At 69.2% G+C, this 13,103-nt stretch carries 14 protein-coding genes and 1 pseudogene; 11 read left to right on the top strand and 4 right to left on the bottom strand.

The features are described 5' to 3' along the window. Positions 1–39 precede the first annotated feature (39 nt). Positions 40–1,374 carry a VWA domain-containing protein gene (locus ACFZBU_RS06660; RefSeq protein ID WP_391582384.1) on the top strand — a complete coding sequence of 445 codons (1,335 nt, stop codon included), beginning with the start codon at positions 40–42 and terminating at the stop codon, positions 1,372–1,374. A gap of 99 nt (positions 1,375–1,473) precedes the next feature. Here ACFZBU_RS06660 and ACFZBU_RS06665 read toward each other — a convergent pair whose 3' ends face one another. Beyond that, positions 1,474–1,608: a hypothetical protein gene (locus tag ACFZBU_RS06665; RefSeq protein ID WP_391582385.1), complete on the bottom strand. Its 135-nt coding sequence runs from the start codon at positions 1,606–1,608 to the stop codon at positions 1,474–1,476. A gap of 73 nt (positions 1,609–1,681) precedes the next feature. On the opposite strand from ACFZBU_RS06665, the gene ACFZBU_RS06670 reads away from it, so the two are divergent. The 5 genes from ACFZBU_RS06670 to ACFZBU_RS06690 all read left to right on the top strand — a co-directional run bounded on the left by ACFZBU_RS06670 (position 1,682) and on the right by ACFZBU_RS06690 (position 5,048). Continuing rightward, positions 1,682–2,074 carry a hypothetical protein gene (locus ACFZBU_RS06670; protein WP_391582386.1) on the top strand — a complete coding sequence of 131 codons (393 nt, stop codon included), beginning with the start codon at positions 1,682–1,684 and terminating at the stop codon, positions 2,072–2,074. A gap of 37 nt (positions 2,075–2,111) precedes the next feature. Then, complete coding sequence (locus ACFZBU_RS06675; RefSeq protein ID WP_391582387.1) at positions 2,112–3,125, top strand: hypothetical protein; 1,014 nt, start codon at positions 2,112–2,114, stop codon at positions 3,123–3,125. Between the two features lie 260 nt (positions 3,126–3,385). After that, positions 3,386–3,958: a hypothetical protein gene (locus tag ACFZBU_RS06680; RefSeq protein WP_391582388.1), complete on the top strand. Its 573-nt coding sequence runs from the start codon at positions 3,386–3,388 to the stop codon at positions 3,956–3,958. Positions 3,959–4,102: 144 nt separating this feature from the next. Next, positions 4,103–4,474, top strand: a complete 372-nt coding sequence (locus tag ACFZBU_RS06685) for a peptidase inhibitor family I36 protein (protein WP_391582389.1) — start codon at positions 4,103–4,105, stop codon at positions 4,472–4,474. Positions 4,475–4,817: 343 nt separating this feature from the next. Next, positions 4,818–5,048, top strand: a complete 231-nt coding sequence (locus ACFZBU_RS06690; protein WP_391582453.1) for a hypothetical protein — start codon at positions 4,818–4,820, stop codon at positions 5,046–5,048. Positions 5,049–5,132: 84 nt separating this feature from the next. Here ACFZBU_RS06690 and ACFZBU_RS06695 read toward each other — a convergent pair whose 3' ends face one another. After that, positions 5,133–5,687, bottom strand: a complete 555-nt coding sequence (locus tag ACFZBU_RS06695) for a TetR/AcrR family transcriptional regulator (protein WP_391582390.1) — start codon at positions 5,685–5,687, stop codon at positions 5,133–5,135. Between the two features lie 260 nt (positions 5,688–5,947). On the opposite strand from ACFZBU_RS06695, the gene ACFZBU_RS06700 reads away from it, so the two are divergent. After that, entirely contained in the window at positions 5,948–7,129 is a 1,182-nt protein-coding gene (locus ACFZBU_RS06700) for a 4-hydroxybenzoate 3-monooxygenase (RefSeq protein ID WP_391582391.1), read from the top strand. A 373-nt stretch (positions 7,130–7,502) separates the two neighbouring features. Here ACFZBU_RS06700 and ACFZBU_RS06705 read toward each other — a convergent pair whose 3' ends face one another. After that, positions 7,503–8,012, bottom strand: coding sequence for a hypothetical protein (locus tag ACFZBU_RS06705; protein ID WP_391582392.1), 510 nt, complete (start codon positions 8,010–8,012; stop codon positions 7,503–7,505). 215 nt (positions 8,013–8,227) lie between these two features. Between ACFZBU_RS06705 and ACFZBU_RS06710 the strand changes: the two genes are divergently transcribed. The 4 genes from ACFZBU_RS06710 (at position 8,228) to ACFZBU_RS06725 (ending at position 12,527) form a co-directional block, all read left to right on the top strand. Further along, a complete protein-coding gene (locus ACFZBU_RS06710; protein WP_391582393.1) occupies positions 8,228–8,611 on the top strand; it encodes a winged helix-turn-helix transcriptional regulator in 384 nt (127 codons plus the stop codon). 466 nt (positions 8,612–9,077) lie between these two features. Beyond that, a complete protein-coding gene (locus ACFZBU_RS06715) occupies positions 9,078–10,418 on the top strand; it encodes a radical SAM protein (protein ID WP_391582394.1) in 1,341 nt (446 codons plus the stop codon). Next, complete coding sequence (locus tag ACFZBU_RS06720) at positions 10,415–11,431, top strand: aminotransferase class I/II-fold pyridoxal phosphate-dependent enzyme (RefSeq protein ID WP_391582395.1); 1,017 nt, start codon at positions 10,415–10,417, stop codon at positions 11,429–11,431. Before ACFZBU_RS06715 ends, ACFZBU_RS06720 begins: the two co-directional genes overlap by 4 nt. 466 nt (positions 11,432–11,897) lie before the next feature. Beyond that, positions 11,898–12,527 carry an alpha-ketoglutarate-dependent dioxygenase AlkB gene (locus ACFZBU_RS06725; protein WP_391582396.1) on the top strand — a complete coding sequence of 210 codons (630 nt, stop codon included), beginning with the start codon at positions 11,898–11,900 and terminating at the stop codon, positions 12,525–12,527. Between the two features lie 477 nt (positions 12,528–13,004). Here the strand turns inward: ACFZBU_RS06725 and ACFZBU_RS06730 are convergent. After that, a pseudogene (locus ACFZBU_RS06730) lies at positions 13,005–13,079 on the bottom strand (hypothetical protein); the annotation flags it as partial. Between the last annotated feature and the right edge of the window lie 24 nt (positions 13,080–13,103).

The raw sequence follows: 13,103 nt of genomic DNA on the forward strand, positions 1-13,103 counted from the left end.
GCTCGGGCCTGGGAGCTCGGGCTTCGGCAGGATGGTGCCATGACATTGCCATCTCTGCGTCAAGGCGCCAACCTGCGTGTCGAATCCACGCGGCTTCGGGTGGAGCTGTCGTGGTCCGCCCGCGCCGGCGTGCCCGACGTCGATGCCTCCGCGCTGCTGCTCACCGATACCGGACGCGTGCGCGGGGACGCCGACTTCGTCTTCTACAACCAGGCGCGCCACCCGTCCGGCGCGGTGACACACCTGGGCCGAGGCGTGACCGGCGACGGCATCGTCGACACCTTCGCCGTGGATCTCGCGCTGGTGGAGGAGGCGATTCACCGGGTCCTGCTGTGCGCGTCGGCCGACGGCGGTACGTTCGGCCAGGTCCCGGACCTGCGCCTACGGGTGCTGGACGCGGTGACGGCGATCGAGATCGCGCGCTTCGACATGACCGCCGGGATCGAGACGGCCTTCGTCGGCGGCGAGTTGTACCGCCGTCACGGGCAGTGGAAGTTCCGCGCCGTCGGGCAGGGGTACGCCTCCGGACTCGCCGGACTTGCCACGGATTTCGGCGTCACGGTGCACGACGAACCGGCGGCTGACCCCGTCGTCGCGCAGCCGGTTGCGACACGGCCGGCCGCCGTACCGACCGGAAACGCCGAGGAAGCCCTGCCCGCGGGCATGCGTGAGCGCCTGTCGCTGCGCAAGGAGCAGGTGGCGGTGAGCCTTCGGAAGCGGGGCGCGGAGGGGATCGCCGCGCGGGTGATCCTGGTCATGGACGCGTCGGGCTCCATGAATTGGCTCTATGAGCAAGGCGTCGTCGCCGACGTGGTGGAACGTATGGCGGCCGTGGCGGCGGAGTTGGAGGACGACGGGGTGATGCAGGCCTGGACGTTCGCCACCGACCCGGTCCGCCTGCCCGACCTGCGCGTGGGTGAACTCCCCACGTGGTTGCGCCTGCACGTGCGTCCGGGGCACGACGATCCCGAGCAGGGGTTGCTGCCGGGCCAAGTCGACATGCCGGCGCTCGGCTTCGGCAACGAGGAGCACAAGGTAATCGCCGAGGTGCGCTCATACGTCCGGGAGAATCCGTCCCCGGCCCCCACGTTGGTGCTGTTCTTCTCCGACGGCGGCATCTACTGCGACGACGAGATCGAGCGCGAACTCCGGGACGCGGCCAGGGAACCGGCGTTCTGGCAGTTCGTGGGACTCGGCGACGCGAACTACGGCGTCCTGAGGCGCCTGGACACGATGCGTGGCCGCCATGTCGACAACGTCGGCTTCTTCGCGATGGACGACATCGGCGACGTTCCCGACCAGGAGTTGTACGACCGGCTGCTTTCCGAGTTCCCCTCGTGGATCGAGGCGGCGCGGCGCAAGAACATACTCTGACCGACTGCCGTTCCGGGCACCGGCGGAGGCTCCATCCGGCTCGCCGTGGCGCGGATGGGGCTCTCGGCTCGGCGCACTCGGCGCCCTCGACGCCGGGCGTCAGGCAGGCGAGCCGGGGGAGCGGTGCGTGTCCGCGAGGTGCGTCGGGGCCGGGGCCGGCGGGACCTCCTCGGCGGTGAGCTTGCGCAGACCCGCGAAGCCGTCGTCGGTGGGATACGTGTCCTCGGCGGTCACCAGGCCGTCGGCGTCGAAGGCTCAGAAAATGGCGATGCGCGACTCGTACCGGTAGAAGGCGTCCGGGTCGTCGATGTCGCGGCCCACGGCGGTCACGACGCGGCCCGGCTACGACGAACGCTTCATGCACACAGCGCTGTTGCTGCTTGCCGGTGCCGGGGGGTTCAGGTCGAAATCGGGGCGGGACCACGTGCTCTTCCGGGCGGAGACCAGCGGTGCCCTGCTGAAGCCCTTCGACGACGGGTGGCCGACGGTGCTGTCGGTGGGCCGCGACGGAGCCCGTTTCACCGGTTGCGCGGATCCGCCCGAGACGGTGGCCGGCCTGCGCCCGACCGAGGAGCGGTTCTACGCCCTGATCGAGCGCATGGCCGAGGACGAGGAGCAGTGGGACAGCGAGTCGGACGGCCCGTTCCACTGCGAAGCCCCGCGCGACCCGCTCTTCATCGACCCGGAGGTGCTGCGGTAGCGGAGCCGGAGCAGATCGGGCAGGGCGCGTAGGGCGGGTGGGACGCGTGCGCGGTTGTGATGCGTCCTGTTCGCGAACTCGTTTGTCGCCGTGTCGCGGGTCACCGACGAATTCCTCCAGCGAACGGCGTTTTATACCAAGCCGATTGTGGCCGCATCCGGTCGGGGCCACAGTGAAAGGCGGGGGATCGACGACCGCACGGCGACCGGGGGTTTCGATGCTGGTGTTCAAGGGCGACTTCGCGACCGAGGGGCATGGCTACGCGACGGCGGCGGCCCGCTTCAAGTCGCTCGGCCTGTGGGACACGATCGAGGCCGACCAGGGGACCACCCTGACGATCGCCTCCCGCAAGAACGGCCGGCAGGGCGATACGACACTGATCGTCGGCACGATCGACACCGTGGCGACCATTCCGCACACCTGGTGCACGGCCGGTGTCCACCTCCGGCCGGTGGAGATTCTCATCGAGATCGTCGCCGGCTGCGGCCAGGCCCTGACGCTCGAACTCCTCGCCCACGAATGGTGTCTGCACGGTGCCAAGGACTGGGGCTTCGTCCGGCAGATGCGGCACGAAAGCAACCCGGAGAAGGTCAAGACGCTCGCCGTCACGGTGCTGGGCACCGCGAAAACCGCCACCGAGGTCGTCGAACACCGCGAACTCGCCGAGAACACACACGATTTGTTCCGCACGACTTTGTTTCGCCTCAGGGCCCAATACCCGGACCTCGCGGACGGCCTCCTGCAGGCGTGGCGCGACGACATCGAGGACAACAAGGCATCCGCTCGTGACGGACACCTTGCCGAGGTGTCCTGGTCGAACGAGGACGGCGCCGAGGGCAAGCGCGCCGAGAAGAGGGAACCCACCACCACCACGACCACCCTCCCGGGCGAGGAAAGCCTCTTCGGCACCACCGACAACACCGCCTTCGAGGACTGGCTCGGCTCCGACGTCGGCTCCGATGAGGACGAAGGCGAGAAGAGCGGGAAGCACGACAAGACCGCTGCCCGTGAGAAGCTCGACGAGGACCGCGACAACAACACCTCGACGTAGCGCCGGTTCGGGAAGTCCGCGGCGAGGAGGGCCTCGGATGGCAGCGGGTTATCTTCCGATGCCTCCACCCGTCACGACGCGGACAACTGCCGTGCTTCCCGGCCCTGTCGAAGGACACGACCGTCCCGCAGCCCGCCACGACACGGGTCTGCCTCAGCGTCGACCACCCGCGAACCCACCGGTAGAACCCGCGAGGCGCCGGCCCGTACGCCGACGACCCGGCCGACCTCGCGAAGGTCATCCACCCGCCGGCCGCGCGCGTGCCTGGACACGGCCGGCGAGGAGGCTCGGGCCTCGCGGGGTACCGGCGCAAGCCCACCCCATCCGACGCGCACGCCGATCCCGACGAGCGACTGCGCGCCCACGAGAACACCAACGCACTCCTCGGGCTGCTCCGCGTCCACCCGGTCCTGTGGGTCGACGACCTGTGGGTCGACAACCCGACCGCGGTCGACGCCGCCGAGCACAAGCCCACGCAACCGGCCTCCGCCGGCCGTGCCGGACTGCACGTGCCCGACACCCTGCTCACCTGCGACCCGCCCGCCTCCCGCGCATTCGTCGACGCCCATCACGGCAACGCCGTGCTCAAGACCCCGACCCAACCCGCACCACGCTCGTCCCCACGACACGGCTGCGCGCCCGCGCCGACCTGGACGCGGTCGGCGGTCGCCGTAACGCTGTACTACCTCCACGGCGCCGAAGGGCGGGAGTTCGCGCTCGTCGGCTTGCCCTCCCGGATCGACGGGATCGTCTCGAACGACCAGGAGGGCCTCACCCCCAGCCTTCGACGCGGCATGTCGTACCTGCTACGTCGCGGCCATCCTTTCGAGTGATCACGGGCTCGGGCCTGCTTGGAGGCGGACGCGGATGCGTAGAACCCTCACGTCGACTCGTCTCGGATCATCGACGCCGAGGGTGGGCGACAGCGCCGAAGTGTCTCGTCGGCGCCTTCGGAGGATGTGAAAGGAAGTGGCACCATGACCTTCAGAACGCGCAGCGCCGCAGTAGCCGCCGCGTTGCTGGTCGGAGCCGTTGCGATCGCCACCCCACCTGCGGCGGCCCGCACGGACTCGTCGGCGTGGCCGTGCAACTCGAATAAATTCTGCATCTATTACGGCACGAACGGCACCGGCGCGCACTACGAACTCGAGGACGGCGCCTCCGACCTGAGCGTCCTGTCGGGCAGGCTCAACGACCACGTGTGGTCGGCCCGGAACAACACCAAGGACGACTGGTGCCTGTTCCACGACGCCGGATACAAGAACAAGATCCTCAACATCCTCGACGGCCAGAGCACGAACCTGCCATCGCCGCAGAGGAACGAGGTGAGTTCCGTCCGACGCTGCTGACCCCGACCGGAAGCAACACGCCGGAGGGCCCCTCGACAGGGTCGACCGGATCGACGTGGGCCACCGTCCGACCGCATGCGGGCAGCGGCAACTCCGCCGCTGCCCGGCCGACTACACAGCCGCCCTCCACGGCGGCAAACGACTCGCCCCACTTGCCGACCAGGTGCGGTACACGACGAGCGAGCCCCGGAACGCGCCCTCTCCGCCCTCGCCTTCGACCTCCGCGCAGGTTCACGTCCACGGCCGGCACGAGCCGGCCGTTGTCGGCTCGGGGCCGAGGGAGTGCGGCCGGCGATCGCCACTGCCGGGTCGCACCCAGGAGAAACGGAAGACTCTGCCGCGAGTGGAGCGGGCGTCGGCGAAGCCGGCGACCGCGTTCCAAGTCGTATTCGACACCACGAGCGAGCAGGTCGACACCGACGACGGCTTCGAGGTCCGCGACGAGGAACTCGCCCGGCTCTCCCCGTTCGTGCGACATCACATCAACGTGCTCGGCCGGTACTCCTTCCAACTCCCCGACCTGCCGGGTGGCCTGCGGCTCCTGCGTGACAAGACCGCCGTGGAAGAGCCGTGACGGGGCAGTGGTGGGGCCGGCGCCGGACGGTGCATCCCTATCGGGCCGGGCGCGCGGGCCAGGTTGGACGGAAGGGATCAGGTGTCAGCGCGGTACGCCGAGGCCGTCGAGGACGATGCCCACGGCCCGGTCGAGCGCCTCGCCTTCGCTGAGATCCGTGGCGTATGCGAGGGCGCGCAGGAGGAGGGAGACGTCGTCGGCGGTGACGTCGGGGCGCGCGGCGCCGGCGGCCTGGGCGCGGCGGAGTGCGCCGTCGAGGGCGGCGCGGAAGGCGTCGGCCGCCTCGATGACCGGCCGGGACAGGCCCCGGCCGTCGTCGTCGTGCGGGGGCAACAGATCCAGCAGGGTCATCTTCACCGGCCCGGCCGCCGCGAGGGACCTCATCAGGGAGGCGAAGGCTTTTCCGGGGTCCTGGCTTTCGGCGAGCGCCGGCGCCTGGGCGGTCAGCTTCTCCAGGTAGCGGCACGCGGTGGCCTCGATGAGGTCCTGCTTGGTGGCGAAATTCCGGAAGACGGTGGCGATGCTGACCCCGGCCCGCTGCGCGACCTCATCGGTGGAGGCGGCGGCCCCCTTCTCGGCGAACACATGCTCGGCGGCCAGCAGGACCTTCTCCCTGTTGGCGGCTCCGTCGCGGCGCATACCCGACTCCCTTTGCAAACGTAGTGGACACTACGTATGATGCGTAGTGAAGACTTCGCTTAAGGGTAGGGGGTCTCGCCCCGCTGCGCCAACGCGCGGGACACCCCATGTCCGGCGATCGCCATGAACAGCACGGGCCGATGAGCGCACCACTCTCCCGGGCGAAAGGCGCCCACCCTTCGCACCGCAGGCCCCCAGGGCACCGGCGCGGTAACGGCCCTCCTCACGGGCCGGCAGAAAAACATCAAGGAGCACCAACCATGTCCGTAACGGACGAGAACACCACTGTCGTGATCGTGGGCTCGGGTGTCGCCGGGCTCGCCCTCGGCAACTTCCTCCTGCGCAGCGGGATCGACTGCGTGGTACTGGAGCGGCACAGCCGCGAGTACGTCGAGCAGCGCCAGCGCGCGGGGGTCATCGACCCCAGGGCCGCGCGCATGTTCCGTGAGTGGGGTCTGGAGGACCGGGTCCTCGACGGCGCCCCCTTCGCGCCGGTGCTGAACTTCCGCGTCGACGGCGAGACGCGGCCCTTCCGGTACGTGACCGACGACCACGTCGACGGACGCTTCTGCCCCCAGCAGGTCCTCGTGCGCAACCTCATCGACGTCTTCGTCGGCGACGGCGGCGACCTCCGCTTCGAAGCCGAGCACGTCGAACCGGGGGACCTCGCCGGCCCCCGGCCCCAGGTGCGCTACCGCGACGGCACGGGCGTGACGCGGACCATCACCTGCGACTTCATCGCCGGCTGCGACGGAGACCACGGCGTCAGCCGGGCGAGCATCCCCGACAACGTACTCACCCGCCAGTCCCACGAGTACGGGTACGCCTGGCTGACCGTACTGGCCGACGCCCCCGCCAACCACCAGTCCATGATGGCGATCCACGACCGGGGATTCGCCGGCCAGTTCGCCCGCGGACCCCGAGCCAGCCGCTTCTACCTCCAGTGCCCGCTGGACACTGCCGTCGAGGAGTGGACGGACGACCGGATCTGGGAAGAGATCGAGGCACGCTTCGGCGAACCGGTCACCGCGAAGGGACCCATCACCAGCAAGACGTTGGTGCCGCTGCGCAGCGTGGTCTACGACCCGATGAGCTACGGCCGCCTGTACCTGCTCGGTGACGCCGCGCACATCGTGCCGCCCATGAGCGCCAAGGGCATGAACCTGGCCCTGCACGACGCCGACGTGTTCGCCACGGCCCTCCTGAAGCAGGTCAGGGAGCAGGACGCGGGCCCGCTGGAGGCGTACTCCGCCACCTGCCTGAAGCACGTGTGGAACTACCAGGCGTACGCCGCATGGTTCACCGACCTCATGCACGACGCGGGAGACGTCTCCTACCACGGCGAGTTCCGGCGCAGCCTCGCACGCGCCGAGTTCGAACGCCTCTACGACTCCGAGACCGCCAACCGGCTCTTCGGCGAGTTCCTCACCGGCCTGAACTGAGCCCCCACCTCCTGGCCGAGTAGGCAGATAAGCAGAGTTTGCGGGTCTGAGCAGCCGGGCCTTCAGCCTCTGCCACCGGCATCTGCGGGGGCCGGAACGGGGAAACTCCGTTCCGGCCCCCGCAGATGCTGCTCATGAACACCATGCCGTGAACGGGATGCGCATCGGCTGCCGGCGCATCAACTCCCGCTTCATCACCTACCGCAAGGCCCTGGGCCCGGACGACGGGCTGGACCACCACTCCTTCCGTAGGTCCTACGTCACCCACCTCATCGAGGATGGCTGGGACCCCCGCTTCAGGCATCCCGGCCCGGGCAACCGTGCTGCCGGTCGTCGAGATCAATCGGAAGTCAACGTGATCAGCCGACCCTCGTCAGCCCAGCCGATGCCTCACGAAGGCTGGATGCGGATCCCCCACTTCGATGGTGTTCTCGTCGAGGCCGTTGCCGATGCGGAAGCGATCCGCATCGAAGGCGAACTCCACAGCGATGGTGCCATCGGCCAGGTCTTGTCCTGACGGGCGCCATTCGAGCAGGGAAGCTTCGCGGAGTTCCTGGCCGACGAACGGCTCAAGTCGTTCGTCGGCGCCGGACCACACAGGCGTGAACTCTGACCACTCCCAGCCGGTGATCGCCGTGGTGGTGTCGATGGTGTTCCAGCCGATCGACAGCTCATCGAACTTCCAGTGGCAGATCTCGACTCGCACGCCCTCAAAGTCCAACACCACCGGGCAATCAGCGAACCACTCCCCGTCCTCGACAAAGCGCACCAGCGCGAACCCGGTCAGGCGCCGCCCGCCCAGCTCCGCCAACCGCGGTCGGTGACTCTCACGGACGGCTTCGAGCCCGACGAGGAAGGTTGGCTCGAAGCCGAAGATGCCCATACTCACAACCCCGGATTCTCCAGAACTTTCAGGGACACGGCCATTCAGGGGGCTGGGCCGATTGAACGGCATGGCCTGCGGATGGTGACGAACTCCAGCGCTGTCGCCGGTCACGGTGCTCGCCTTCCCGATCTGCTCTCTTGTGGTTACTCGGGAACCGTAGGAGAGTGAGCGCTGAACTGGAAGAACGCACGTTTCGGTGACTGAGGAACCTGATGGTGACCAAGCAACTGCTCAAGGACCTACCCGAGGACGCCGACCTGAGGCGCGCGGACTCCCTGGCGCGGGAAATCTTCTCGGACATTGCCAACAAGTGGGCGCTCCTGATCATCGAGGCGCTCGGCGAGCGCACCCTACGCTTCGGCGAACTGCGGAACGAGGTCGAGGGCGTCAGCCACAAGATGCTCACCCAGAACCTGCGCATGCTGGAGCGCAACGGCCTGGTCGAGCGGGAGGTGTATCCCACCGTGCCGCCGCGGGTCGAGTACACCCTGACCGAGCCGGGCCGGGCCTTGCGCGCCACGGTCGACGCCATATGCGGCTGGACCCAGCAGTACCTCGGTCACGTCGAGGGCGCGCGCCGTCACTTCGACGCCTGACGGGCGCTCAGCGTCAGACTGTCGTTGCGGGCTTCCTTGATCGATCCCGGGTTGAAGGCCACCGATTCGGCCTGCGCTGCGCCCGATATCGGGCTTCCGAGGCGTCGTTCCCATGCTCTGCCGGCGCGCTGATCTCGAAGACGGTGTTCGACGCGGCCGCGCCTTGAATTCCCCGGCGTCGAGCGGTACTTCACCGCGAGAACGAATCACCGGCCGCGTTTGCGGGCCCAAGCCCCCGGGCCGAGTCGGGGACCCGACTCCGCCCCGGTTTCCGCCTCGTCACCGCGGAGCGTCCCCGAGCGAGGCATGGGCCCACCATGGGCATCATCCCTCGGTCCACAACCATCGCGTGTCGTGGACCGCGGTGGGGTGGGGCTTGTCGTCGGCGACGGATCGGACCGGGACACCGCGTTCCGCCTGCAGTTCGGCCCATGTGGTCCGGGGCCCGTTCATGCATGATGACCGGATGAACCAGAGCCACCAGCGCTTCCACGTCATCGTGCTGTCGAACTTCGCGAAGGGCTTCGACAAGTACGCCTTCGCTTACGGCAAGGCCGGAATTCCGGAGAGTACCCATCCCGACCGGTTCCACCTGCTGACCCGTGCGGAGTTGGGAATCGGCATCGACAAGGCGCGACGCCTGCTGGACCGTCTGGCCATTCCGGGCGATCGGCTGCTGGTGCTGGAAACCACGGTGGACCCCGACAAGTTGGTGCCCAACGTGTCGACCGGCCTCGGCACGGAACTGCACGAGGCTCGCATCCGGTTGTCGGCAGTCCACGAACTCGACCAATTGGGCCAGGAGTTCACCCTGCGTCCGACCACCGTCGAGGATGCGATGGCGGCGTCCCTGCACCTGCACGCGTCGGCACAGCGTCGCTACGCCGACACGCGACCGCGCTCGGTTTCGATTCTGCCGGTCGCGTCCGCCTGCCAGGCCCGGTGTTCGTTCTGCTTCTCCTCGGCTTCGATCTCCAGCGACCAGGCGCCGGCACGGGTCCCGTGGGACGCGGTCGCCCACTGGCTGGAGCGCGCCCGTGCGGCGGGTGCCGAGCGTGCCGTGATCACGGGCGGCGGGGAGCCGACGCTCATACCGTTCGAACAACAACTGCGCCTGGTGTCCGCCTGCTCGGCGGCCTTCCCGAAGGTCGTCCTGATCACCAACGGGCACACCCTGGCGAAGGGCGGGCACGCCGATCGGGCCGGCCGCCTCGCAGCCCTGAGCGCCGCGGGCCTGAGCGTGCTGGCGGTCTCCCGGCACCATCAGGACGACGCCGTCAACGAGCGGCTGATGATGCTGCGCACGCCGGTGAGCTCCGTGATCGACACCTGGCGTGTGGGGCGTGACCGCCGGCCGGGTCTGCGGATGAGGCTGATCTGCGTGCTCCAGCACGGCGGCGTCGCCGACGCGGCCGGCGTCGCCGACTACCTTTCGTGGGCCGCGGCTCTCGGTGTCGACGAAGTCTGCTTCAAAGAGCTCTACGTATCCACCAGCACCGAGTCCCTCTACTTCGACCGCGCCGCCAACGTCTGGAGTCGAGAGCACCAGGTTTCGCTGTCCGTCGTCACCCGGTTCGCCGAGCAGCACGGCCTCGAACCGGCGAGCCGCCTGCCCTGGGGCGCTCCGGTCTACCACGGCAGCTGGGACGGACGGCCGATGCGAATCGCCGCCTACACCGAACCCAGCCTGCTCTGGGAACGCACCAAGGGGATCGCACGCAGTTGGAACGTCATGGCCGACGGACGCTGCTACGCCTCGCTGGAAGACCGGGCCAGCGAGATCGTGCCGGAAGGCGCCACGGCATGAGGTTCGACGAGTTCCAGGAATTCCGGCAGCAGCAACTCCGTGCTTCCTCGTCGCTTCTGGACGCCGCAGAGACCAACGTGTACCGGGCGCTTGCTCCGATGCGACCGGAACCGCCGACCGACACACGTACGGTGCACCGATGCGATCTCGCCCGTGCCTGGCTGCGGCGCTTCGAACTGCCGGATGAGTGGTCCGGCCACGCCATGGTCTGTCGAGGGGTCCGTCACGGGCTCGGCGTGGTGTTCCACCGGCTGCGCGCCATACAAGCGCGATTGTGGCTGCCCGGCGACGTGTACCCGGTCTACTTCGAACTGGCCCGCGCTGCGGGCCTGGCACCCGCGACCTACCCGACGCTACCGGCGCCGGTCCTGCCGAGGTCGCCGGCCGACCACCGGCCCGAATACCTGCTGCTCGCCAACCCCAGCAAGCCGCTCGGCCGATACCTGTCCGATGCCGAGTGCGCCGCGGTGGTCGCGTGGTTGCGGGTATCACCACGGCGCCGCCTGCTGATCGACAGCGTCTACGACCTGGGAGCCCCGTTCGCTGCCGGCACACGGCGATTGCTGGACACCGGGCGTGCGGTCCTGCTGCATTCGATCACCAAGGGATGGCTGTGGCCACGCACGTTCGGCGTGGTCCTGCTGGGCCCGGCACAAGCCGAATTGGCCGAAGCGTTCCGGGCGGATCCGCCGACGTCGGCACAGCTGAGGCTCGCCGACCGGCTGCTGACCGAGCACGGCGACGTGCCCCGGCAGGTCGTCGACGAACTGGCCGCACGGGCCGAGCGGCTGTTCGAACAGTTGCCGGACGAAGTGCTCGGGGCGATTCCCCCGGCGAGCCGGACTTGTCCCGGCAACTACTTCTTCCCGGTTGAAATCCCAGCGGAGACGCTCCGGCGCGAGTGCGGCGTACTCGCCATGCCGGTCGGCGTGTTCGGGGAGAGCAACTGGGCCGGCTCCGTCCTGACCAGCCTTGCCGGCGCTTTCGACCCGACGCCGGCGGCGGCACGATGAAACACCGGAGGACCTGGCTGTATAGGACGATGCGGACTTCTACGATCGGGAGTTCACCGCGCGAGACCACGACACCCTCCACACTTGCGCGTGCCCGTCAGCGTTCCGACTGCCAGTCGAGTGGCAGGAACAGGACTGCCGAGGCGCTTCGCCCTGGCGTCCTCGGAAACCAACACGATGCAGCACCTGCACAACCCGGAATCCCTGGTCGCGTTCCTCACCTCACCTCACCTCGGGGTGAAACGTGCTGCGACCAGGCGGGGCCCTGATCCTGGAGTGTTCGACTCCGACGTGGCCAAGCTGTGCGGGCTTCCCCGAGTCGCCCCACCAGCACAAGTCGGTAGTGGACCGGGACGGGTGGACCGCGACGGGGCGAGGCTCGACGTGCGAGCGACGAACGGCTACGACGCCGCTGACCAAGTGCTGGTTCGAACATGCGTTCGGATCAATGGGGTATCGTGGTGGAATGTCCGACTCACTCCAGGGTTCGCTCTTCGATCAGAGCGACGTCGTCCGTATCGGCCCGCCGCGGGGGCTGCGCCGCACCGTGATCGGCGGCGGTGCCTGGATCGACGAGTTGCCCGGGTGGGTGGAGGGCGCCGACACCCTGTTCACCGCGCTGGCCGAGACGGTTCCCTGGCGTGCCGAACGGCGCCTGATGTACGAACGTGTCGTCGACGTCCCCCGGCTGCTCGCCTACTACCGCGCCGGCGACGCCCTGCCGCATCCCGCCCTCGCCGAGGCGCGTGACCGGCTTTCGGAGCACTACGCGGCCGAACTGGGCGAGCCGTTCGTCGGCGTGGGGCTGTGCCTGTACCGCGACGGCCGGGACAGCGTCGCCTGGCACGGCGACCGCGACGGCCGCGGCGCCCACGCGGACACCATGGTCGCGATCGCGTCCGTCGGCGCGCCGCGCGATCTGCTGCTCCGCCCGCGCGGCGGCGGCGAGCCGGTGCTGCGCCGTCCGCTCGGCCACGGCGACCTGATCGTGATGGGCGGCTCGTGCCAACGCGCCTGGGAGCACGCGATCCCCAAGACGGCCCGGGCCACGGGGCCGCGCATCAGCATCCAGTTCCGCCCGTACGGCGTCGGCTGAGCGGACCGCCCGAGTGCCCGGCCGGCCTCGGGCGGCGGGGCACTCGCCCTCCGCTACTTGAACGCAGGTCGAGTCGGTCCTCGGCAGTCGGCCCGTGTCCAGGTAGACGTTGACCCGGTCATCCGCGCAGACAGCGCCCGCGCCGCGTCGGTGTCGTCCGCGTTCTCCATCAGGAGCACGAAGCCCACGTGGCTGTCGTCCAGCCGGTACGGGTCCGGGGCCGTGCCGACGACGAGCGGGCCACGCGTGGACGCCCCCTGGGCCCGGTCCACCGTGGCCGGCACCCCGGCACGGGTGCCGCCGAGGTGGTAAGCGTCGTTCCGAAGCGCCGCCCAGTCGCCCAGTCGGACACCGCGCGATCGTTCTCGTTCTCGTTCTCGCTTCCGCGCAACACCCGGGGCCGTAGCGGCGCGGGTCGAGCGCACCGTCCAGGACGACCCGGGCGACGCGACCGGGGAACATCTGGGCGTAGACCCTGCCGAGGTGGGTGCCGTACGAACAGCCCACGTAGGAGATGCGGCGCTCGCCGAGCGCGGCCGTGATGACGTCCATGTCGCGAGCGGTGTTGCGGGAGAT

Source organism: Embleya sp. NPDC008237 (assembly GCF_042956465.1).
Lineage (GTDB): Bacteria > Actinomycetota > Actinomycetes > Streptomycetales > Streptomycetaceae > Embleya.

Coding starts and splice junctions, on each gene's coding strand:
- ACFZBU_RS06660 (WP_391582384.1), top strand. CDS start 40: ATGACATTGCCATCTCTGCGTCAAGGCGCCAACCTGCGTGTCGAATCC.
- ACFZBU_RS06670 (WP_391582386.1), top strand. CDS start 1,682: ATGTCGCGGCCCACGGCGGTCACGACGCGGCCCGGCTACGACGAACGC.
- ACFZBU_RS06685 (WP_391582389.1), top strand. CDS start 4,103: ATGACCTTCAGAACGCGCAGCGCCGCAGTAGCCGCCGCGTTGCTGGTC.
- ACFZBU_RS06695 (WP_391582390.1), bottom strand. CDS start 5,687: ATGCGCCGCGACGGAGCCGCCAACAGGGAGAAGGTCCTGCTGGCCGCC.
- ACFZBU_RS06700 (WP_391582391.1), top strand. CDS start 5,948: ATGTCCGTAACGGACGAGAACACCACTGTCGTGATCGTGGGCTCGGGT.
- ACFZBU_RS06705 (WP_391582392.1), bottom strand. CDS start 8,012: ATGGGCATCTTCGGCTTCGAGCCAACCTTCCTCGTCGGGCTCGAAGCC.
- ACFZBU_RS06710 (WP_391582393.1), top strand. CDS start 8,228: ATGGTGACCAAGCAACTGCTCAAGGACCTACCCGAGGACGCCGACCTG.
- ACFZBU_RS06715 (WP_391582394.1), top strand. CDS start 9,078: ATGAACCAGAGCCACCAGCGCTTCCACGTCATCGTGCTGTCGAACTTC.
- ACFZBU_RS06720 (WP_391582395.1), top strand. CDS start 10,415: ATGAGGTTCGACGAGTTCCAGGAATTCCGGCAGCAGCAACTCCGTGCT.
- ACFZBU_RS06725 (WP_391582396.1), top strand. CDS start 11,898: ATGTCCGACTCACTCCAGGGTTCGCTCTTCGATCAGAGCGACGTCGTC.